Source organism: Aestuariibaculum lutulentum (genome assembly GCF_032926325.1).
Lineage (GTDB): Bacteria > Bacteroidota > Bacteroidia > Flavobacteriales > Flavobacteriaceae > Aestuariibaculum > Aestuariibaculum lutulentum.
Genome location: NZ_CP136709.1, coordinates 1,081,039 through 1,103,177, shown reverse-complemented (window position 1 = coordinate 1,103,177; position 22,139 = coordinate 1,081,039). Strand labels below are relative to the sequence as shown.

Annotated in this window: 18 protein-coding genes; 10 read left to right on the top strand and 8 right to left on the bottom strand. The window is 35.1% G+C overall.

Annotated elements, in window-relative coordinates:
* The 3 genes from R1X58_RS04685 to R1X58_RS04675 all read right to left on the bottom strand — a co-directional run bounded on the left by R1X58_RS04685 (position 1) and on the right by R1X58_RS04675 (position 8,272).
* Positions 1–4,317: a CusA/CzcA family heavy metal efflux RND transporter gene (locus R1X58_RS04685; RefSeq protein ID WP_240572196.1), complete on the bottom strand. Its 4,317-nt coding sequence runs from the start codon at positions 4,315–4,317 to the stop codon at positions 1–3.
* 80 nt (positions 4,318–4,397) lie between these two features.
* Positions 4,398–4,790, bottom strand: a complete 393-nt coding sequence (locus R1X58_RS04680) for a hypothetical protein (protein WP_240572195.1) — start codon at positions 4,788–4,790, stop codon at positions 4,398–4,400.
* A gap of 47 nt (positions 4,791–4,837) precedes the next feature.
* Positions 4,838–8,272 carry a hypothetical protein gene (locus R1X58_RS04675; protein ID WP_240572194.1) on the bottom strand — a complete coding sequence of 1,145 codons (3,435 nt, stop codon included), beginning with the start codon at positions 8,270–8,272 and terminating at the stop codon, positions 4,838–4,840.
* A gap of 180 nt (positions 8,273–8,452) precedes the next feature.
* On the opposite strand from R1X58_RS04675, the gene R1X58_RS04670 reads away from it, so the two are divergent.
* The 5 genes from R1X58_RS04670 (at position 8,453) to R1X58_RS04650 (ending at position 13,360) form a co-directional block, all read left to right on the top strand.
* Entirely contained in the window at positions 8,453–9,217 is a 765-nt protein-coding gene (locus tag R1X58_RS04670; protein WP_240572193.1) for an exodeoxyribonuclease III, read from the top strand.
* 37 nt (positions 9,218–9,254) lie between these two features.
* Positions 9,255–10,211 carry an OmpA family protein gene (locus tag R1X58_RS04665; protein WP_240572192.1) on the top strand — a complete coding sequence of 319 codons (957 nt, stop codon included), beginning with the start codon at positions 9,255–9,257 and terminating at the stop codon, positions 10,209–10,211.
* Positions 10,212–10,314: 103 nt separating this feature from the next.
* Positions 10,315–11,355: an NADP(H)-dependent aldo-keto reductase gene (locus R1X58_RS04660; RefSeq protein ID WP_240572191.1), complete on the top strand. Its 1,041-nt coding sequence runs from the start codon at positions 10,315–10,317 to the stop codon at positions 11,353–11,355.
* A 119-nt stretch (positions 11,356–11,474) separates the two neighbouring features.
* On the top strand, positions 11,475–12,365 hold the full coding sequence (gene ypfJ / locus R1X58_RS04655) for a KPN_02809 family neutral zinc metallopeptidase (RefSeq protein WP_240572190.1): 891 nt from the start codon (positions 11,475–11,477) through the stop codon (positions 12,363–12,365).
* A gap of 209 nt (positions 12,366–12,574) precedes the next feature.
* Positions 12,575–13,360: a carbonic anhydrase gene (locus tag R1X58_RS04650; RefSeq protein ID WP_240572189.1), complete on the top strand. Its 786-nt coding sequence runs from the start codon at positions 12,575–12,577 to the stop codon at positions 13,358–13,360.
* A gap of 69 nt (positions 13,361–13,429) precedes the next feature.
* On the opposite strand, the gene R1X58_RS04645 is transcribed toward R1X58_RS04650, so the two are convergent.
* From R1X58_RS04645 to R1X58_RS04630, 4 genes are all read right to left on the bottom strand, one after another.
* Positions 13,430–13,960 (bottom strand): YfiT family bacillithiol transferase, encoded by a 531-nt coding sequence (locus R1X58_RS04645; protein WP_240572188.1) that lies wholly within the window; start codon positions 13,958–13,960, stop codon positions 13,430–13,432.
* A gap of 2 nt (positions 13,961–13,962) precedes the next feature.
* Positions 13,963–14,421, bottom strand: coding sequence for a GNAT family N-acetyltransferase (locus tag R1X58_RS04640; RefSeq protein WP_240572187.1), 459 nt, complete (start codon positions 14,419–14,421; stop codon positions 13,963–13,965).
* Positions 14,422–14,622: 201 nt separating this feature from the next.
* Complete coding sequence (locus R1X58_RS04635; protein WP_240572186.1) at positions 14,623–16,170, bottom strand: Rne/Rng family ribonuclease; 1,548 nt, start codon at positions 16,168–16,170, stop codon at positions 14,623–14,625.
* A gap of 422 nt (positions 16,171–16,592) precedes the next feature.
* Positions 16,593–16,883 carry an HU family DNA-binding protein gene (locus R1X58_RS04630; protein WP_188214535.1) on the bottom strand — a complete coding sequence of 97 codons (291 nt, stop codon included), beginning with the start codon at positions 16,881–16,883 and terminating at the stop codon, positions 16,593–16,595.
* A gap of 138 nt (positions 16,884–17,021) precedes the next feature.
* Between R1X58_RS04630 and mutY the strand changes: the two genes are divergently transcribed.
* The 4 genes from mutY (at position 17,022) to gldD (ending at position 20,560) form a co-directional block, all read left to right on the top strand.
* Entirely contained in the window at positions 17,022–18,062 is a 1,041-nt protein-coding gene (gene mutY / locus R1X58_RS04625; RefSeq protein WP_240572185.1) for an A/G-specific adenine glycosylase, read from the top strand.
* 114 nt (positions 18,063–18,176) lie between these two features.
* On the top strand, positions 18,177–18,629 hold the full coding sequence (locus R1X58_RS04620) for a single-stranded DNA-binding protein (protein WP_240572184.1): 453 nt from the start codon (positions 18,177–18,179) through the stop codon (positions 18,627–18,629).
* Positions 18,630–18,672: 43 nt separating this feature from the next.
* Entirely contained in the window at positions 18,673–19,986 is a 1,314-nt protein-coding gene (locus tag R1X58_RS04615; RefSeq protein ID WP_240572183.1) for a gliding motility-associated protein GldE, read from the top strand.
* A complete protein-coding gene (gene gldD, locus R1X58_RS04610; RefSeq protein WP_240572182.1) occupies positions 19,976–20,560 on the top strand; it encodes a gliding motility lipoprotein GldD in 585 nt (194 codons plus the stop codon). The genes R1X58_RS04615 and gldD overlap by 11 nt, the downstream gene beginning before the upstream one ends.
* 49 nt (positions 20,561–20,609) lie before the next feature.
* On the opposite strand, the gene R1X58_RS04605 is transcribed toward gldD, so the two are convergent.
* Positions 20,610–21,095, bottom strand: a complete 486-nt coding sequence (locus R1X58_RS04605; protein WP_240572181.1) for a heavy-metal-associated domain-containing protein — start codon at positions 21,093–21,095, stop codon at positions 20,610–20,612.
* Between the two features lie 100 nt (positions 21,096–21,195).
* On the opposite strand from R1X58_RS04605, the gene R1X58_RS04600 reads away from it, so the two are divergent.
* Entirely contained in the window at positions 21,196–22,071 is an 876-nt protein-coding gene (locus R1X58_RS04600; protein WP_240572180.1) for a DMT family transporter, read from the top strand.
* The last annotated feature ends 68 nt before the right edge of the window (positions 22,072–22,139 follow it).

Genomic DNA, 22,139 nt, shown 5'->3' with positions numbered 1-22,139 from the left:
TTATTTTACAATAAGGTGGTTAATGGTAATGATGGTTTGGTTGTAATGATTTAAATTTTCCAGATAATTCAATTGAATATCGGTAGCGGTTTCAATACTTTGGATGTACTGAAAGAAATCAATTTCACCTTCCTTGAAACTTCTGTTCGCAGTTTTTATAATTTCTTTAGATAAAGCCTTGCCTTCATTTTCGTAATAATTAATGGACTCGTTGTATTGTTCCAATTGTGATAACAGTTTTTGGTGTTCGGTTTTTAATGTTACCTTGTAATTTTCCTGTTCTGCAACCGAGGCTTCCCGGGCTAATTTAGAAGCTTTTATTTTAGAGGCATTTCCGCTAAAAAGAATAGGGATTTTAATACCGAATTGATAACCAATCATGTTGTCGTTTAAGGAACTGTTGGAACCTTGAAAGTACTCTACACTTAAATCGGGTAACAGGTTTTGTTTTTCTTGTTGATTTAAGGCTGTGTAATAATCGTTATACGAATCGTAATATGCTAAGCCAATATTATCCTCGACAGATATGTTTTGTAATTCCAGTTTTTTAAAATTCGTGTCAATCTCGGGTAATGTATCTACTTGAACCATTTTTTTGAGTTGTTCGTTGGCCGAAGCCACTTCAAGAAGTGATTGCCTGTATTTGGTTTGTAACTGCTTTTGCTTCGATTTGGCACTTATCATTTCCAGGTAATTGGTTTCACCAAGTTCAAAACGGCGTTCGGCAGCTTTCGAAAAATTTTGATACAAGCTATCTAAAAAACGGTAAGATTCAGCTTTATTTTGAGCATAACATAATTGATAATAGGCTATAGAAACATCGCGTTTTAAGGTTTCCAGTTGTATATTATAATTTGTGTTTTGAAGGTTGTATCTGGCTTTGTTTACTTTCTTGTCTGCAAAATACAAGGTTGGGAATTTAAAATCCTGACTCACTCCAAAAACCTTTAACGGAACACCGTTTATCGCCATATTATTTTCGTCGTAGCTGTAATAGATTTGTGTTTTGTCGAAATCAAAAGCACTTCCAATAAGCGCTTTGCTTTCCTCGGTTTTTAGTGACGACGCTTTTAAACCTGCGTTATTTTCAATCGCCAGATTAATGGTTTCATTAAGCGATAAAGGTGCTGTTTGTGCATTCATTTTAAAACAGAATAAAAGAATGACAACCGAAGCGATACCGTTTTTATTCATTTTAATATGTTTTTTTTCTTCAAACCAGGCATAAAGTACAGGTAATACAATTAAGGTTAAAACTGTAGCCGTAATTAATCCGCCAATAACAACTGTGGCTAATGGACGCTGAACTTCGGCACCTGCATTCGGAGAAATAGCCATAGGAAGAAAACCTAAGGCCGCCGCCGAAGCGGTTAATAAAACAGGGCGCAAACGTTCTATAGTACCTCGTTTTATACGTTCTTCAATATCCAGAACACCTTCTTCTTTTAGTTCTTTAAAATGTTCTATTAGTACAATACCATTAAGTACAGCGATACCAAAAAGAGCAATAAACCCAATACCAGCCGAAATACTAAAAGGCATGTCACGAAGCCATAACAGGAAAATCCCTCCAACAGCCGAAAGTGGAATCGCAGAATACACCATGGCAGCTTCTTTTATAGAACCAAAGGCAAAATGTAACATAATGAAAATAAGAATTAATGCCACGGGTACAGCGACCATTAATCGGTTTTTAGCACTTTGCAGGTTTTCAAATTGTCCGCCGTAAGTCACACGGTAGCCCACCGGAAGTTTGACTTTAGTGTCGATTAAATGCTGAACATCATCGACTACCGATTGTAAATCGCGGTTTCTAACATTTATTCCAATTACAATTCTACGTTGGGTATTATCGCGAGATATTTTAGCTGGGCCGGTAGTGTATTTAATATCGGCAAGTTCGCTCAGTGGAATTTTAGCTCCGGTTGGGGTGTCGATGTATAAATTTTGAAGGTTTTCAATATTGGTACGTTTGTTTTTGTCTAATCGAATCACCAAATCGAATCGTTTTTCACCTTCAAAAATATTACCAACAGTGGCGCCTGCAAAGCCCATGGTAATAATTTGATTCACATCGGCAATGTTCAGTCCGTAGCGCGCAATTTTACTTCGGTTAAAATTAACTGTCATTTGCGGAAGACCTTCAACTTTTTCAATAACAATATCCGAAGCGCCTTCAACATCATGAATCAGTGATTTTATTTCGTTGGCTTTTTTTGCTAAAACCGACAAGTCTTCACCGAAAATTTTAATAGCTACATCGGCTCTAACACCGGTAATAAGCTCGTTAAATCGCATTTCGATAGGTTGCGTGAATTCCACTTCCATTCCAGGTATAATACTCAAGGCTTCCTTGAATTTATCGGCCAGTTCATCTTTACTTTCGGCGGAAACCCATTCATCTTTTGGTTTCAATTTGATAATGACATCGCTCTCTTCCATACTCATTGGGTCGGTAGGAACTTCGGCAGCGCCAATTCGGCTCACCACCTGATCGACTTCCGGGAAATTATCTAAAAGTGTTTTTTCAATTTTGGTAGTAATTTCAATAGTTTTTTTAAGAGAGGTTCCGGTTTTTAAAACGGGTTGAATAACAAAATCACCTTCATCTAAAGTGGGCACAAATTCGCCACCCATAGTTGTGAAAATATAAATGCTAGACGCCAAAAGTAAACCGGAAGCTGCAATCACTATTTTTTTGTGTTGCAAAGCCCAGTGAATGGAAGGTTTATAAAATGTGTTAAGACGGTTCATCAATTTCACCGAAATATTCTTCTCACTGTGTTTTACAGGTTTTAAGAACATAGAGGAAATAACCGGAACATAAGTTAAACACAATAACATGGCACCTATTAAAGCAAAGCTGAACGTAAGGGCCATAGGTTTAAACATTTTACCTTCAACGCCACTTAAAGATAGAATAGGAATAAATACAATAAGAATGATGAGTTGTCCGAAAATGGCAGAATTCATCATTTTTGAGGCACTTTTTTGTGTGATTTGATCTATTTTATCTTGTCGGTCATCTTTTGATAACGCGTTAATTTTAGAACTTTGGCTTGTAATTTGGAAGGCTATAAATTCTACAATAATAACCGCACCGTCAATAATAATTCCGAAGTCGATAGCACCCAAACTCATTAGGTTGGCATCGATTCCGAACATATTCATTAAGGAAATGGCAAATAGTAAACACAACGGAATTACGGACGCAACAACAAGGCCCGAACGGAAATTTCCAAGAAGTAAAACCACCACAAAAATTACGATTAGCGATCCTAAAATAAGGTTTTCGGCAACAGTGAATGTGGTTTTTCCAATCAGTTCACTGCGTTCTAAAAATTCATTAATATAAACGCCTTCGGGTAAAGAAGTTTGAATATTGGCAATACGTTCTTTAACGGCTTCAATAACTTGTTTAGAGTTACCGTCTTTAAGCATCATAACTTGCCCAAGCACTTTTTCGCCTTCACCGTTTCCGGTTATGGCTCCAAATCTAGTAGCGCTTCCAAAATCTACAGTCGCAACATTCTTGATATAAATAGGAACACCATCATTTTTAACAACAATGTTTTCAATATCACTTAAAGAATTAACTAAACCTTCTCCACGAATAAAATAGGCTTTATTGCTTTTTTCAATGTAACCACCACCAGCAATACTGTTGTTTTTTTCTAAAGCATTAAAAATATCAAGGTAGCTGATATTCATTGCTTTTAGCTTTTCCGGATTAATGGCAACCTCATATTGTTTTAAGTAACCGCCCCAGGTATTAATTTCAACAACACCCGGAATTCCTGAAAGTTGACGTTTAACAATCCAATCCTGAATGGTTCTTAAATCGGTTGTGCTGTACTGGTCTTTATATTCAGGTTTAACATCCAGAATATATTGATGAATTTCTCCTAAACCGGTGGTGATGGGGCCCATTTCAGGTGAGCCGAAACCTTCCGGGATTTTTTCTGTAGCGGATTTAATTTTTTCGGCAATAAGTTGGCGTGGCAGATAGGTACCCATCTTGTCGTTAAACACAATGGTAACAACTGATAAACCAAATTTTGAAACCGAACGGATTTCTTCAACACCCGGTAAGTTCGCCATCTCCAGCTCTACAGGGTATGTAATAAATTGCTCGACATCCTGAGTAGAGAGGTTGCGAGATGTGGTAATCACCTGCACCTGGTTGTTGGTAATATCTGGTACTGCCCCGATAGGAATTTGCGTTAAGGAGTAAATACCAAAACCGATGATAAATGCGGTAAAAAGTATAACGATTAGCTTATTTTTTAAGCTGAATTTTATAATGTTTTCTAACATAATTCAAAGTAATCAAATAATTAAATAGAGCTATTTTAAACCGAAGTGGTTTAAATAGTTTTAATAATGTCGTTAAAGAATTATGCTAATTTGGGTGGCTGAAAAACAGAAGGTTTTTCGAATAAAGAGACAGGTTCTTTGTAAAAGAAATTTACAGGTTTTTCTATAATTTCAACACGTTTAATATTATATGAAAAGTGCTGAGTAAGTAGAAATGTAGCGTTTAGATGGCACAACAAATGTTGATGCTCTTTAAATGGAAGATTTTTGTGTTCTTCGTGTTTATCGCCATGTGTTGCTACTTCATCACCGTAATGTTCTGATAAAAACTGAAGGAAATTATCGCCATACATTTCTTTGTGATAGCTGGCATGTTCCAATAACGCATTGAACTTTGAAAAATCGTCAAAGTTAATATTGAAACTCTGTATGAGTATCAGAAAGGAATAAACTATACTAATAGCCTGGCTCATAAGTATCGAAATTACAAAAATTATTAATGCTAAATGTTAAGAGTTGCTTAAAAGTAGGCTTTTAGCTGAACTGTTCCAGTGTGAATCGTTTTGCTGGTTTCGGTTTTTCTACCGTAATAGCTAAGGTTTAAATCTAAGAAAGTGGTTAGTTTTTTTTGTGCCAACAAACTCCAGGTAAAGTTTTTTCCGGGTTGTAAACCTTCAAGCATTTGGTAGGCTACAGGTGTGGAGGCACTACCGCTAAAATCGTTGGTTAAAAAGTTGAATTCTCCAATTACTGAACTTTTTTGACTGTTAGCCAGGGTAAAGGATGTGCCGTATTTTGATTGCTTTAAAGTTTCCAGACTACCAATGGTATTTTCCTTGTTGGCATATTGGTAATAAATGTCGAAGCGTGAATTGTCGTTAAATAAATATGAGAGTTTCGGGCTTAGACGTGTTTCATCAAAATTGTAATTTTTACTGATGAAGTTTTCACTTAAACTTTCATTGTTTTCAAAATCAGATTGTAAAGTGATTAACCAGATTTCGGCAATTTTATGATTGAAATTTAACTGATGACTTTTCAGCGCATTTTCAATAAATCCTGTTGATAGAATATTTCTTGTGCGATTTGATAAAAAGGTATACGATGTCGTATAGTGTTGTTTTCCGCGATTGAAAAACAAAATATTTCTTAAGTTAAGCTGAAGGCCTAACTGGTTTTCTTCATCATTTTCAAACGGATTTAAATTAAAGCGATTGCCATCACGCTTCAACTTTCTGTCAATTAAATAACTGGTTTGATTATAAAAATGCGACCAGAATTTTTTAGAAGCATTGTCGCTAACAGCCCATTGCGCTGGGTTAATGGTTACGGTTTGACTTAGCCTATTTTGATGTGTTTTTATATACACGCGATTAGGTAGCAGAACACGAATATATTTGCCCTGATCTTGAAATTGTGCAATCTCAAATTCTTCCAGTTCCTGAATACCATTGTTGTTATAATCGATCCAAGTGTAGGTGCCTTGTCCGGGCTCAACTTCTACATAAGTAAAATCCTGTTGCGGTAAGGTTCCCGAATTGGTTTCAAAAAGGGTGTTCCACAGAATAAGTTGTTTAAATAACTTTTGACTGAATTGCAATCTGGAGTTTATAGATTGTTCATCAGCTATGTCTTCTTCCGCACTTTTTAAGTTTCTGTAATTGGCGTATAATGCCAGATTAGTATTTGTGTTTTGAATGAGTCGGGTGTCTAAGTAAAACGTATTCGATGTATTTACTTTTTGTAATTGATTATTTCTAATACTGTCGTTTACACGATTTTTATAACCTATTTCGGTGAAAACTTTTGTACTGTCACCCACACCAAAAAAAACTTCGTACGATTTAAATTTCTGACTTAAAGGTGTTAGTGAATCGGTTAAAAGTTCACGTTGTTCATTATCTTCAATAGCCATTTTTGTTCCCAGCCAACTCTGTTTCATGCTATAAGTAACACGATTATATGACCTTAAAAATGTTGAGGTACTTAAAGTAGAATTGGCATCTAAAAAACTGGAATACGATCGAATATTGAATTTGTTTAAATTCAGATTTATCTGAGCTAAATGACGGTTTCCATTGAAAAAACCGGAATACCCTAAATGCTCAAACTGGTAATTTATACCTCCTTTTTCTGAGTGAAACAGGTTGATTCCGGAGCTTAATAAATTTTGGTTGTTATAGTTATTTATAATGGTCGTCCCGTTGAGGTCGCTTAAATTCCAATCCCGATTAAATTCGGCATTATACAAACGTTGAATGGTATTGAAGTTTTTTTGAATATAATCGCCATCGGCAAAAACGTTTAAATTCCAAAGACTATCTGTTTTTATAATACTTTGCGTGATTTTAAGTTTTCCGGCGAAGCCATCGTTATTGTTGTCATCCAGATTAGAGAATAAGTTTAAATCTTTTTTGCTTCCGGCGACTTCAAAGGCAATATTTGTTTTTTCGGTAGGGGTGTAACTTCCATTTAAAACTGCAATTTGCAGTTTGGTTGGTGCCACCAGTTGAACAACCGGTTCATAATCGCCTTGTGGAATACCAAGATTAGGTTCTACATATTCGTAAATATTGCTAATGGCATTGGTGCTGCTTAAATTATAATTTCCTTGGTTAGCACCCACCTGAGAAAACGTTACCCGGTATAATTCATCGTCAGGGTTGTTAGAAAACACAAAGGCTTCAACACCATTAATTACTTCTTTACGGTATAAAATGCGGTTATCGTTATAGTTTTCCTGAATTTCCGAGGGCGCTACCATTTGTGTACGGTCGTCTCCGGCTTGCGATAAAATTGTAACCTGTTCTTCCGATAGGTTTTGTTGCAACGGTTGATTTTTAGCATCGTTTTCAGAATAAACCGAAACACCAAGTTTTAGTTTTTTGCTTTCATAGTTACCGCCACCATAAGCGACCAATCTGGAATAATTGCGCTGGCTGTATTGATAATCGACAGTGATTCGCATTTCGGAAGTCATCGGAAATGTAGAGTTGAAAATGATTTCGCCGGCATTATAATCAATAATATAATCTTCATTTTCGCCACGCTTTAAAGCACTTCCATTAACATAAACGGTTTCGCTACCAGAAACAATAAGCACAAACAATTCACCGTTTTGCCCTTGTAGTTTATAAGGTCCCTGGTTACCTTCCTGAGCTGTAAACTGACTGCGGGTAAATTGTCCGCGCACCAAGGCACCAGCAGCAATTAATTGGGTTTGGTTGTCATCATTGCCTAAATTGGCATTTACAAGTAAGCCCTGAACGCGTTTCGAGAAATTAGCAAAGTAGGAGTTGTTATTTTCTAAGTCGATATCTCCCGCACGAATATTCCACTTGTCACTTAATAGTTCAATAAAAATTTGGTCGAATTCATCTAAGCGTTGGCTGTAACCACTTTCCTGAAGCGGAATGTTGGCATCCTGAATTGAGGCACGAAGCGAAATTTTGTCGTTCAGTTTTCCTGAGATTTGTAAATCCAGTTCACTATTTAATACCGAATTTTGGTTGTTACCAACTGTAACGCCCCGGGAAATACTTCCCGAAGTGGTTAAACCGTCAAACGGAATATAATTTTTATTAGTGTTAGGTTGTGATAGCTGGTATAACTTTTGAACGTTATCGGTGTTTTCTACAATAATGTTTTCATCTAACTGTTTGTAAGTCTTGGTTAGAAAATCTGGAAACTTTAAATAATATATGATGACGGAATCTTGGGCTATACTTTTTTTGAAGTGTAACATCGCTTTAGGGAAATCGACCGTATAATAAGAGGTATCAATAATGGAGCCATCTGTTCTTTTTATCGAAAAATGGTTCGGGTTAATACTTACAGAATCGATTTGTATGGAATCTTTTATAGCAACTTTCCTGTTTTTGTAATTCGTGTTTTGTTCTTGAGCCATAACCCAAAAACCAACAAAAAACATAAAAAGGCGTATAGTAGATTTCATTTGATACTTAAACAGTAAATTGTCTAATATATTTTGTTTGAGTTTTTGTTAAATGAACTGCAAAATTGTGGTGTAAAAGTAATGCATTATTTAATTTAGCAGAAATTCGGTAAACTTATTGGCTTTGGTGTTAGTACATTATTTGGTAAATAAGTGATTTATAAAACTTTAAATATAAACATGAAGATAATATCTTATAACGTAAATGGTATTCGAGCGGCAATTAATAAAGGGTTTTTAGACTGGTTAAAAAGTGCCAATCCAGATGTGATTTGCCTTCAGGAAATCAAGGCTTTAAAGGAACAATTAGATTTGAATGTGTTCGATGAATTGGGTTATAAATACAATTATTGGTTTAGTGCAGAAAAGAAGGGTTACAGCGGTGTTGCAATTTTAAGTAAAATTGAACCTAATCATGTCGAGTATGGCACGGGAATTGATTCAATGGATGCCGAAGGTAGAAATCTTAGAGCCGATTTTGACGGTCTTTCGGTAATGAGTTTGTACTTGCCTTCAGGAACGAATGATGCACGTTTAGATCATAAGTTTGAGTATATGGACATGTTTCAGGAGTATATAAATAATCTGAAAAAGGATATTCCTAATCTGGTTATTTGTGGTGATTATAACATTTGTCACGAAGAAATCGATATCCATAACCCAAAAGGATTAAGTAAAGTGTCTGGGTTTTTACCAGCCGAGCGTGAGTGGATTGGAGGTTTCATTAACAATGGATTTATCGATTCGTTCAGACATTTAAATAAAGAAGCGGATAATTACACCTGGTGGAGCTATCGTGCCAATTCCAGAGCCAATAATAAAGGTTGGCGTTTAGATTATGCTATGGTTGCAGAGCCATTACAAGAAAAAATAAAAAGAGCCGTTATACTAAAAGATGCAGTGCACAGTGATCACTGCCCTATTTTAGTTGAAATTGAATCATAGAAGTTAGTTAATAATACAAATCAAACAGAACCAAAACATGATTAAAAAATTTGTTTTAGCCATATTAATCTTATCGCTTTTTGCGTCGTGTGTATCCCCAAATGTGTACAAAGATTTAGAAAATAAATACAATAACTTAAAAAAGGAGAATCGTAAACTGCTTATTGACAACAATACGCTTTTAGAAGATAAAACAGTTTGTGAAAACGAACTTGGTAAACTAAAAGATTCTTATGCGGGTGCGGTTGAACAACGCGACCGTTTACAGAACGACTATAATGCAGCTAAAGCAAATTTAGAAAATTTACAGGCTTCTTATGAAGCTTTAGAGCAAAACAGTTCTAAAGCGATTGCTGCTAATTCACAAAAGAACCGTGAGTTGTTAGCAGAATTAGATGCCAAAGAACAAGCTTTAAATGCTGAAATTGCACGTCTGGCAAAATTAAGAACAGAGTTGGAAGAGCGTTCGGCTCGAGTAGTGGAGCTGGAGCGTTTAATTTCAGAAAAGGAAGAAGCTATGACGGCATTAAAAGATGCTATATCTAAAGCTTTAACCGATTTCGAAGGTAAGGGCTTAACCGTAGAACAACGCGATGGTAAGGTGTATGTATCTATGGAAAACAAATTGTTATTCAACTCAGGAAGTTGGGCAGTTGGTGTCGATGGGCGTCGTGCGGTGCAACAACTTGGTAGTGTACTTGGGCAAAACCCTGATATTGCCGTGTTAATTGAAGGGCATACCGATAACGTACCATATTCTGGAAACGGACCATTAATAGATAACTGGGATTTATCAACCAAACGTGCTACAGCAATCGTAAATATTTTAGCTGAAAACGATGATATTTATCCTGAAAATTTAACTGCAGCTGGTCGAGGTGAGTTCGCACCCGTTGCAAGTAACGAAACGCCTGAAGGTCGAGCTAAAAACAGAAGAATAGAGGTTATTTTAACGCCTAAGTTAGATGAGTTATCAAAGCTTTTAAACGAATAATACAATTATAAGATTAACATAGATTTAAGCCTTTCAGTTTCCGGTAAGCTGAAAGGTTTTTTTATCTTTAATGTTTAAATTTTTAAAAGAATTATTTAGAACAATGAAATATACAACGATACCAAAAACCGATATAGAAGTCAGTAAAATTTGCCTAGGAACCATGACCTGGGGAAACCAAAACACCGAGGCAGAAGGTCATGAGCAACTCGATTATGCTTTAGAGCAAGGGGTTAATTTTATTGATACTGCCGAAATGTATCCTGTTCCAGCAAGTCCGGAAACTCAAGGTGAAACCAGTAGAATTATTGGTAGTTGGTTAAAGAAGAGAAATAATAGAGAGCAAGTCATTATAGCCAGTAAAATCGTTGGCAGACCAAGCGATTATACGGCGCATATTAGAACATCAGGTTTGCAAGCAGATTCTATTGCAGAAGCGGTGGATAATGAATTAAAACGCCTGCAAACCGATTATATTGATGTGTATCAGATTCACTGGCCGGAGCGTGAAACCAATACATTTGGGAAACGCGATTACGTGCATAACGCCAGCGATGAGTGGACCGACAATTTTAACGAAGTTTTACATAAAATGGATGAGCAAATTAAAGCGGGAAAAATTCGTCATGTCGGGTTGTCAAACGAAAAAGCCTGGGGAACGATGCGTTTTCTTGAAGAATCGAAAAGTCATAGTTTGCCAAGAATGCGAACCATTCAAAATGCTTATTCATTATTAAACAGAACTTACGAAGGCGATTTAGCCGAAATATCTATGCGTGAAGATATTGGTTTACTGGCATATTCACCTATGGCATTTGGTGTGCTTTCCGGGAAATATATAAAGGGTACAGCGGCCGATAATGCACGTTTAAAGCTGTTTCCAAGGTTTGCACGTTACAGTAGTGAACAATGTACAGAAGCAACAAAACAATATTTAAAGATAGCTGAAGATAATAATATGACTTTGGCCGAAATGAGTCTGGCGTTTGTAAATCAGCAACCATTTGTTACGAGTAATATTATTGGAGCAACGTCTTTAGAACAGTTAAAGGAGAATATTAATTCTATTAATGTGACATTGAGTGATGCTGTTTTAGAGCAAATAAATGCCGTACATGCTCTTATTCCAAATCCGGCAACATAGAAAATATAAGTTGGCTTTATTCAATATGTTTCCATTTTGAATAACTTTTAAATGGATTAATTTATAATATAGAAAATATATGTAAATTGTTCTGGTTACACGTATTAAATTGATTTAAAATGAAATGGCAAGGTAGAAGACAAAGTTCTAACGTTGACGATCGCAGAGGGCAAGGAAGTTCCAGTGGGGGCGGATTTAATCCATTGTTGCTAAGACCACTTTTTAAACTCCTGTTTTCAAAAGTAGGATTATTTATAATTGGTGGGTTTTTAGTGATTTCTTTTTTAATGGGAAAAAATCCATTAAGCTTGATTGGTCAATTATTGGGTGGTGGTGTTCCAACCGAATCGTCATCGTCGTATCAGCCTACCGCAGAAGATGAAGAATTGGCTCAATTTAGTGCGACGATTTTAGCTAATACAGAAGATGTTTGGAATAAGTTATTAGATAATTACCGAGAGCCTACTTTGGTGTTATTTACGGGTTCGGTATCATCAGCTTGTGGTACAGCATCAAGTGCAACAGGGCCTTTTTATTGTCCTGGTGATGAAAAATTATATATTGATTTAAGTTTTTTTGATGATATGGAGCGTCAGTTAAATGCTCCCGGAGATTTTGCTCAGGCTTATGTTATTGCACACGAAGTAGGGCATCATATTCAAAAAATAATGGGAATTACAGATAAGATGAATCGATTGCGAAGTCAGCTTAGTGAAACAGAGTATAACAAATATTCGGTGCGTTTAGAACTTCAAGCCGATTTCTTAGCCGGTGTCTGGGCTCACCATTCACAGGAAATGACCCGAATGATGGAAACAGGTGATTTGGAAGAGGCTCTTAATGCGGCTAATGCCATTGGCGATGACAGGTTGCAGAAGAATTCGACAGGTAGAGTGGTTCCAGATTCCTTTACTCACGGTACATCGGCACAACGTATGCGATGGTTTAAAAAAGGTTTCGATACTGGAGATTTGTCACAGGGAGATACGTTCAATACGAGCTCTTTGTAGTTTATCTTCATCTTGTATAAATGTTTTAATAAAAAGCTTAGATGTTAGTCTAGGATTTTTATTTATCTAATTAGATATATTAATTATAACTCTCCGAAAACGAAATAGTTAATAAGTTTTATTGCAGATATATGATAAGCTGACAAAAGTTAGTTTTTATAGGAAATTCGATATGTAATTTTGATGATATTAACCATTTCATTTTAATTATGAATACTCGAATTATCTGTTATTTATGTTTTTCTATTATGTTGTTTTCATGTCAAGAAGCAGCTAAAAAGTCTAAAGATCTTGCTCTGAATATACATGAGAAAAGGCACTGGAGTTATTCTGGAGAAACCTCACCTGAACATTGGGAGGAAATTGAAAAGAATTCTTCTTGTGGAGGCGCATTTCAATCGCCAATTAATATTATTCATAGAGATGTCGATTCTTTACAACAAACAAACCTAAAAATACAGTATAACCCAACAACATTTATAAATAAGGTTGAAAATAATGGACATTCCATTCAATTTGATTTTGAGTTAGGAGATTCCATAAATTATAAAAACAAAACCTATTTTTTAAAACAGATTCATTTTCATGAACCTTCTGAGCATAAAATTAACGGGATTGTTTATCCAATAGAAATGCATTTGGTGCATATGAATAGTGATGGAGAAGTTACCGTATTAGGGGTTTTAGGAGAAGAAGGAGAAGGAAGTGTTTTGTTTGAGTTTTTTGAGAGCTTTTTACCAATTAAGGAAGGGGCTTTTAAGGAAATTAATCAGCATGTCGATTTGTCAAGTTTAATGCTAAATGAAAAACAGTATTATTCATATCAGGGGTCTTTAACAACACCCCCATGTACAGAAAATGTAAATTGGATTGTTTTTAAAGAGCCAATAATCCTTTCGGAAGCAGAAGTGTTGAAGCTGAGGTCTAATATGCCTGTTAATAACTACCGTAATGCGCAGCCATTAAACGGAAGAAGAGTTAATTATAATTATTAATTACAATATAAAATAGAATACCCCTGATAGAAATTAGCAGGGGTTTTTATTTGATTACATCTTGTTTTTTTAAGAGTTTTTAGCAATTTTAATGTGGGCTAAATGGTGTTCGCAGTGCCAGGCATAAATACCAATATTGGTTTTTAGGTTTACATAGGATTGAGATTCGGGATGAAAATAGCTTTTGTTTAAATCTGATGCATTTAGGCTGTCCAGTAGCAGCGTCCATCGTTGATGCAAACCCTCTAAAATGATTAGTGAGCTTTCTATTGAAGGATTATTAGCGTCGGGTAATTCCGCCCAGAGATTTTCGTGATATGGCTTTATTGTTGGGGTTTCTTCAGTAAGTGCAAGTTTGCATCTAATAAAGCTATTCATATGACTGTCAGCACAATGATGAACCACTTGCATAATGTTCCATCCGTTGGGTCTGTATGTTTTTTTTAAATCGGATGCACTTAGGTCTTTGACTTCTAATTTAAGTTGTGTTGGGAAATTGCGAATTGTTTTTATCCAGTCCTTTATTTGTGTTTCACTAATGATTTCTTGGGACTTAAACGTCCCTATTGGATATTTTAAGTGCTCGATATTTGTATTCATATTTAGAAATTGTTTAAGTGTTTTTCAAAGCATTTACTTTCTGCTACATTTGTGTATTGTCCGTAATTTGGGATGAGGTGATAACCATTTTTTGAGTAAAGTTTAATGGCTTCTGGCTGTTTAATTCCGGTTTCTAAAATACATGTTTTGTATGCTAATTCAGTGGCCCATTGTTCGAGTTCAGACAATAATTTTGAAGCAATGCCTTGGCTACGGTAATCTTCGGTGGTATACATCCGTTTTATTTCCATAGTAGTCTCGTTATATGGTTTTATAGCTCCGCAAGCCACGGGTGTATTATTGGAGTAAGCGACAACGACATGTTTAATAGAATCTATTTTATTGAACTGTGCATAAAAGGCGTGGTCGTCTCCATCACGTCTTGCTAAATCGGCATCGAGATGTTTGACTAATGCAATAAAATCGTTGTTTATTGAGGTGGTTCTTAATAAGGTAATCATAAAAACGAATTAAGGTAACTAAGATAGTTAATACCTTAGAATTTATCGTGAGAAATGCGTTAGGGATAGTAGTGTAAAGCTCGCAGAGAGTTACGAACGAAGACTTGCAGCGTATAGCCCGACCTGAAGCAGAGCGAAAGGTAACGCCATAATTATAAAAAAAGAAAACCCCAAACTAGAACTAGCAGGGGTTTTAAAAGGTTATTTAACCTGATTACCATCTTTATCGAAAAAGTGATATTCCAGGTATGTGTAAGCATCTCTTGGTAAAATTTTAACCCATTTCTTATGTTCAAAAAACCATTTTGAACGTATAGATGGAAAACCTTTTGTTAAAAAGGCTGCTATAAAAGGATGTGTGTTTAAAGTCAACTTTTTATAGTCTTTTTTTAATAGTTTTTCAAGATCGTGAGTTATTTTAGACACAATTCCTATTGGTGCCTCAACCTCAGAGTCGTTCATAAGTTCATCAGGGTTTTGTTCCCTGGTTTTTATGTTCATTTCTGGGCGTACACGTTGTCTTGTAATTTGTATCAATCCAAATTTACTTGGGGGCAGTATTTTGTGTTTCGCTCTGTCATCTTTCATTTCATCACGGAAATGATTAAAGAGCTTCTGCCTGTTTTCTGCATTAGTCATATCTATAAAGTCGACTACAATAATACCTCCCATATCGCGTAAACGCAGTTGTCGGGCAATTTCGGTAGCGGCTATTAAATTAACCTCTAATGCGGTTTCCTCTTGATTGTTGGCTTTGTTAGAACGATTACCACTGTTTACATCTATAACGTGCAGGGCTTCGGTATGTTCTATTACCAGATAGGCGCCCTTGGCCATAGATACGGTTTTGCCAAACGAGGTTTTAATTTGTCTTTCTATTCCATATTTTTCGAAAATTGGAACATTTGATTGATACTGTTTAACTATTGATTCTTTGTTAGGTGCAATTTCGTGCACGTAATCTTTAATTTTAAAGTAAAGCTCTTCATCATCAACATGAATTGCAGTAAAGGTGTCGTTAAAAATGTCTCGTAAAATAGACGAGGCTTTATTCATTTCACCTAATACTTTACTTGGATGATGGGCTTTGTGTAGCTTTTTGCACATTGCTGTCCAACGACTTAGCAAATTTTGCAAATCTTTATCTAGTTCAGCTACCTTTTTGCCTTGTGCTACCGTACGAACTATAATACCAAATCCGGCAGGAGTAATACTCTTTACCAGACGTTTTAGTCGTTCTTTTTCTTCTTTGTCTTCTATTTTTTGAGAAATAGAAATACGGTTAGAAAAAGGAACTAAAACAATATATCTACCGGCAATAGAAAGCTCTGAGCTTATTCTCGGGCCTTTGGTAGAAATTGGTTCTTTTACTATTTGTACTAATAGCGACTGATTTGATTTTAAGACATCGGCAATTTTACCGTCTTTATCAATATCCTTTTCAAATGGGAAATTTTTTAAAGAAAAATCTTTTAGTTTACCTGTGCTTACACTTTTTGTGAATTTTAGAAGGGAAGGAAGTTTTGGTCCTAAATCATGATAATGCAAAAAAGCATCTTTCTCATAACCTACATTAACAAATGCAGCATTTAGACCAGGAACAGCTTTTCTTATTTTGGCTATAAACACATCACCAACCGAAAAGTTATTACCACCTTCATCTTTCTGTAATTCAATTAGTTTTCCATCTTTTAATAAGGCAAAATCAACATCATCGGAACTAGATCTAATGATCAATTCTTTATCCATTTAGTTAATTTTTATCCATACTTTCTAGGCTATAGTTTATAATTTTCTGTTTTTTTAGCAATATGCTAATAGACTAAAAACCAGTAACTAGAACTTAATTGTACAGATGGATTATACTTAATTTTTTATCTGATGCCAGTAATAGCAACAGATTTCACAGGATTTTTTAAAATCCGTGGAGTTCAGGAAAGGCACAAAATGTACCCACATTCTCTTGAACTCATTTCAAAGAACGTTTTGTTTTGTAAAAACCAAAAAAAGTAGCTGTTAACTACTTTTCTTGACTATTTTTTCTTTTTGTGACGATTAGCGCGTCTACGTTTCTTACGCTTGTGCGTAGCAACCTTATGTCTCTTACGTTTTTTACCACTTGGCATAAATACTGTTTTTTAAATTAATAATTTCTTTTAAATGTTTCGTTGTTATTTAACCTCTACATTAGTTTTAACGCCTTCAACAAATACTTTAGCAGGCTTAAATGCAGGAATGTTGTGAGATGGTATCTTAATAGTAGTGTTTTTAGAGATATTTCTACCTGTTTTCTCAGCTCTTGTTTTGATGATGAAACTTCCAAAACCTCTTAAGTAAACATTATCTCCCGCCTCTAAAGATGATTTTACTTCTTCCATAAATGTTTCAACCGTCGCTTGAACATCACCTTTTTCAATTCCTAATTTCTCAGAAATTTTTGCTACTAAATCAGCCTTCGTCATTTTAATATATTTTTATTAGATTACTATAATTTTAAAAGGGATGCAAATATAGGAATTAAATATTCAATATTTCAAACCTAATTCATTAAAATTTAAGATTATAAACGTTTATTTTTGTTCGCTGTATTTATTTGGTTGATGATATTTTATAAAACTTTAAATAATTGGTATTCAAATAATAAGCGTGAATTACCGTGGCGAAAAACGGCAAATCCCTATTATATTTGGCTATCAGAAATTATTTTACAGCAGACACAAGTTGCGCAAGGACTGCCATATTACAGCGCATTTGTCGCCGAATTTCCGTCTGTTTTCGATTTGGCTAACGCATCCGAAAGCCAGGTGTTAAAATTATGGCAAGGATTAGGATATTATTCCAGAGCTAGGAATTTACATGCAACTGCGAAGTATGTAGCTAACGAATTAAATGGAAAATTTCCGGATAACTATAAAGACTTATTAAAATTAAAAGGTGTTGGCGATTATACAGCCAGTGCTATAGCTTCAATATGTTTTAATGAAGTTGCTGCGGTAGTAGATGGAAATGTTTATCGTGTGCTATCGCGTTATTTCGGTATCGATACTCCTATAAATACTACGAAAGGGAATAAAGAGTTTAAAGCCTTAGCACAGGAGCTTATCGATAAGAAGGATCCGGCAACCTTTAATCAGGCCATTATGGAGTTTGGGGCAATGCACTGTAAACCTAAAAACCCCAATTGTGACACCTGTCCGTTTATTAATAGTTGTATAGCGTATAACAAAAGTGAGGTTGAAAACCTTCCGGTAAAGTTAAAGGCTAATAAAGCCAAGGTTAAACATTTTAATTTTCTGGTTATTCTTTCAGATGATAATCAAACGGTTTTAGAGCAGCGTCAAGGGAAAGGTATTTGGCAAAACCTGTATCAGTTTCCTTTAGTAGAAACTAAAAATGAAGTCGGTTTTACTGAAATGAAAAGCTTAGCAGAAACGCACCAGTTATTAAAAGACAGGTCTTTTGAGTTGTCGTTATATAATAAGGAATCTATTGTACATAAACTTTCTCATCAGCATTTGCATACCAAATTCTGGATTGTAAAGCTTGAAGACGAATTAAAAAGTGGTGTTTCTATTGCTTCTGTAACCGATTATGCAGTACCTATATTAATAGGTAATTTTATAGAGGCTTTTAATTTTTAATTGGGTTATTTATTGCCGGTCGCATTTTTTTGTTAATTTTAAAAAAATGGAAATCGATTCTTAATAATGAAAAGCAATTCTTTAATTTTGCTTTTGTATAAACTATAAACATATATGTCTGGAACTTTAAATAAAGTGATGTTAATTGGTCATTTAGGCGACGAGGTGAAAATGCACTATTTTGAAGGTGGTGGCTGCGTGGGGCGTTTTCCTTTGGCAACAAATGAAACCTACGTTAGCAAACAAACTAACGAGCGTGTAACCAATACAGAGTGGCATAATATTGTAGTTAGAAATAAAGGAGCCGAAATTTGTGAGAAGTATTTAAGCAAAGGGGACAAGGTGTATATTGAAGGTCGTCTGAAAACCAGAAAATGGACTGACGAATCTGGTAACGAGCGTTACTCAACCGAAATTCAATGTACGGACTTTACATTTTTAACCACTAAAAAGGAAAGTGAAGCGCAAATGGGGAGCACCCCAAGTGCAGCACCGCAAGTTTCTAAACCGGTTGAAAGTAAACCTGTTTCCAGCGACCCTATTGAAGACGACGATCTTCCATTTTAAAGAAACGCCAAGTAGCGTTTATGTTTAACTTAAATTTTTGTATTTGGACCCTGAGCCCGCCAGTTTTAGTAGTTTAATAGCAGCAGTTGATTATTCAATTGTATTTGGTTTTGTGTTATTATTTGTACTGCTATGTTGTTCCGCACTTATTTCTGGTGCCGAAGTTGCTATGTTCTCGCTTTCGCGTAGCGATATAGAAAAAGGTTTAGAAGAGAAGTCTAAACGCATTCAAATTATTTCAGATTTATTAGACCGCCCAAAAAAATTATTGGCAACTATTCTTGTGGCCAATAACTTTATCAATATTGCGGTGGTTATTTTATTCGCCTACTTAAGTGGTTTTTTGTTTTCAGGAATAACATCGGCGTTAATTAAGTTTATTATCGAAGTGGTAATCGTAACTTTCTTAATCTTATTATTCGGAGAAATTCTACCGAAAATATATGCCAGTCGTAATAATATAACCTTTGCTGTTTTTATGGCTTATCCGCTAAAGGTTTTAGATGTGTTGTTGTCGCCGTTAAGTTTACCCATGCGAAGTGTTACCTTGGCGATTCATGACAGATTAGGAAAACAAAAATCTAATTTAAGCGTCGATCAATTATCGCAGGCTTTAGAGTTAACCAGTGAAGAAGATACCACAAAAGAAGAACATAAAATACTTAGAGGTATTGTACAGTTTGGAAACACAGATACCAAACAGGTTATGCGCCCTCGAATTGATATTTTTGCTTTAAATATTGAACAAAAATATGCCGATGTTCTAAATGAAATTATTGAAAACGGATATTCTCGTATTCCTGTGTATCAGGATAATATAGATACGATTAAAGGGATTCTTTACGTGAAGGATTTACTGCCTTATATTGACAGAAAACAGTTCGATTGGACAACGCTTCTTCGTGAACCATTTTTTGTTCCTGAAAATAAGAAGCTAGATGATTTAATGACCGAATTTCAGGATAAGAAAGTGCATTTGGCAGTTGTGGTTGATGAATATGGGGGAACCTCCGGTTTAATTTCTTTAGAAGATATTATAGAAGAAATTGTTGGGGATATCAGCGATGAGTTTGATGATGAAGATTTAACCTATTCAAAGCTTGATGACCATAATTATGTGTTTGAAGGCAAAACAGCACTGAAAGATTTTTATAAGATTATTAAAATTGAAGACGAAACTGTTTTTGAAGAAAACAAAGGGGAAGCCGAAACCGTTGCGGGATTTGTGTTAGAGATTTCAAAAAGCTTTCCTAAGTTAAATAGTAAAATAAATTTTAAAAATTTCGTTTTTAAAATTGAAGCTTTAGATAAGAAACGTATAAAGCTTGTAAAATTTACCATTCTAGATGAAGTATAATATTTACTTACTTTTATTTGTATTGCTATGTGTGTCTTGTGGCGAAGATTATGTGCCTAAGCCAAAGGCATTTTTACGATTAGATTACCCTGAACATAAATATAATCAACCGGATTTTACAGGTTTGCCATTTTCGTTTGAAACGAATAAACTGGCAACAGAAGTTAATGTAAAACCCATGAGAGCAGCTACAGAAAGTTATGGGATAGATCTTCAGTATCCTTCTATGAAAGGAACCATATTTGTAACTTATAAATCGATTAATAACGACAGGAAGACTTTAGAAAAGTATCTGGGTGATGCTCAGAAATTGACTTTAGAGCACACCATTAAAGCTGATGAAATTCCTGCATTTCCTTATGAAAATGAAGAACGAAAAGTTTACGGCGTTTTTTCTAAGGTTAAAGGCGATGTAGCTTCGCCGGCACAGTTTTATGTTACCGACAGTGTGAATCACTTTTTAACAGGCTCGTTGTATTTTTATGCCAAACCAAATTACGATTCCATTTTGCCAGCTGCAAACTATCTGGAAAAAGATATTCAACATATTATGGAAACCTTAAGGTGGAAATAAAAAAGCGTCTCGATTTCGAGACGCTTTTTTATATTTCATTTACAAGTAGTTAAGCTTTTTCGGCACAACAAGCTTTTTTACAATCTTTAGCACAAGCAGCTTTTTCTTCTGCAGTTTTGTTAGTACAACACGCTTTAGCACAGTTAGCGTTACATGCTTTTTCAGTTGAAAAACTATTAACAGTTTTCATGTCGCTTACTTTATAAGTGTCGCTAACAAGAGCAACAGTTTCTGTTAAATTTTCGGGAGTAACCATCGCTTCGTTGTATTCAACCATGGCTAATTTTTTGTCGAAATCTACTTTAGCAGATTTAACGCCTTCCATTTTAGCTAGTTTGTTTTCAATTGTTTTAGCGCATCCCATCATGCAAGTCATACCCTCAACGGTAAATTCAGCTTTAGCGTATTTTGCATTTGGGTCTAACTCTTGAGTGCTGGTCGTTGCAACTTCAACAGTTTTTACTTCAGATTCAGCTTTATTTTTACAATTAAAAGCAAGAAGAGATAATAGGGCAATAAAGAATATGTTTTTCATTTTCAATGGTTTTATAAGGGTATTATGAAGCACAAAATTACTAAATAATACGGTTTGTTGGTTTTAGAACTCTAATTTTGTTGTATAAATAAAATGCTGAGTGAAAAGTCAAAATTTAAAATGGGTATATTTATTTGTACTCTCGTTAATCTGGGGAAGTTCTTTTATTTTAATTAAAAAGTCACTTTTGGGATTAACTCCAATGCAACTTGGGGTATTAAGGAACTTAATAACATCATTAATTTTATTAGCATTAGGGTTTAGAGGGCTGAAAAGTGTAACACTCAACGAATGGAAATGGTTAGCGATTTCAGCGTTGGTTGGCTCTTTTATTCCTGCGTTTTTATTCGCTATAGCAGAAACCGAAATTGATAGTGCGGTAACTTCAGTCTTAAATTCTTTGGTGCCTATGCATACCTTTTGGTTAGGTTTGGCCTTTTTTAATATTCCTTCGTCTAAGCGTCAGTTTTTAGGGTTGGTTATCGGGTTTGTTGGTTCTTGTATTTTAATGTTGAATGGGGCAGAACTTAACCCAAATCAAAATTACTGGTATGCAGGTTTTATTTTGCTTTCCGGATTGATGTATGGATTAAATGTGAATATTATAAAACGATATCTTCATAATGTAAAACCTTTAACTATAGCTGCGGGTAATTATACAGTTATCTTTTTTCCGGCCATAATTATGTTGTTTTTTGTGGATTTCTTTTCTGAAAAGACATTTAGAAATCCGGAAATTAAAATGTCTATGGTTTATATTACAACCTTATCGTTTTTTGGAACGGCTATGGCTAAAATTATGTTCAATAAACTGGTTAAAATAAGTACGCCGGTATTCACATCTTCGGTAACCTATGTCATGCCAATCGTTGCTTTAATGTGGGGGTTTCTTGATGGTGAGCGATTTAGTTTAGTTCAGGGTGCAGCTAGTTTTGTTATTCTTTTAGGTGTTTTTTTAGTACACAAACGACAATAACTTTCAGATATTCAGTAGGTAATAATTTGATTTAAATTATTTTTTTTCAGGAATTTTCACGAAATTTA

Coding starts and splice junctions, on each gene's coding strand:
- R1X58_RS04685 (WP_240572196.1), bottom strand. CDS start 4,317: ATGTTAGAAAACATTATAAAATTCAGCTTAAAAAATAAGCTAATCGTT.
- R1X58_RS04680 (WP_240572195.1), bottom strand. CDS start 4,790: ATGAGCCAGGCTATTAGTATAGTTTATTCCTTTCTGATACTCATACAG.
- R1X58_RS04675 (WP_240572194.1), bottom strand. CDS start 8,272: ATGAAATCTACTATACGCCTTTTTATGTTTTTTGTTGGTTTTTGGGTT.
- R1X58_RS04670 (WP_240572193.1), top strand. CDS start 8,453: ATGAAGATAATATCTTATAACGTAAATGGTATTCGAGCGGCAATTAAT.
- R1X58_RS04665 (WP_240572192.1), top strand. CDS start 9,255: ATGATTAAAAAATTTGTTTTAGCCATATTAATCTTATCGCTTTTTGCG.
- R1X58_RS04660 (WP_240572191.1), top strand. CDS start 10,315: ATGAAATATACAACGATACCAAAAACCGATATAGAAGTCAGTAAAATT.
- ypfJ (WP_240572190.1), top strand. CDS start 11,475: ATGAAATGGCAAGGTAGAAGACAAAGTTCTAACGTTGACGATCGCAGA.
- R1X58_RS04650 (WP_240572189.1), top strand. CDS start 12,575: ATGAATACTCGAATTATCTGTTATTTATGTTTTTCTATTATGTTGTTT.
- R1X58_RS04645 (WP_240572188.1), bottom strand. CDS start 13,960: ATGAATACAAATATCGAGCACTTAAAATATCCAATAGGGACGTTTAAG.
- R1X58_RS04640 (WP_240572187.1), bottom strand. CDS start 14,421: ATGATTACCTTATTAAGAACCACCTCAATAAACAACGATTTTATTGCA.
- R1X58_RS04635 (WP_240572186.1), bottom strand. CDS start 16,170: ATGGATAAAGAATTGATCATTAGATCTAGTTCCGATGATGTTGATTTT.
- R1X58_RS04630 (WP_188214535.1), bottom strand. CDS start 16,883: ATGACGAAGGCTGATTTAGTAGCAAAAATTTCTGAGAAATTAGGAATT.
- mutY (WP_240572185.1), top strand. CDS start 17,022: ATGATATTTTATAAAACTTTAAATAATTGGTATTCAAATAATAAGCGT.
- R1X58_RS04620 (WP_240572184.1), top strand. CDS start 18,177: ATGTCTGGAACTTTAAATAAAGTGATGTTAATTGGTCATTTAGGCGAC.
- gldD (WP_240572182.1), top strand. CDS start 19,976: ATGAAGTATAATATTTACTTACTTTTATTTGTATTGCTATGTGTGTCT.
- R1X58_RS04605 (WP_240572181.1), bottom strand. CDS start 21,095: ATGAAAAACATATTCTTTATTGCCCTATTATCTCTTCTTGCTTTTAAT.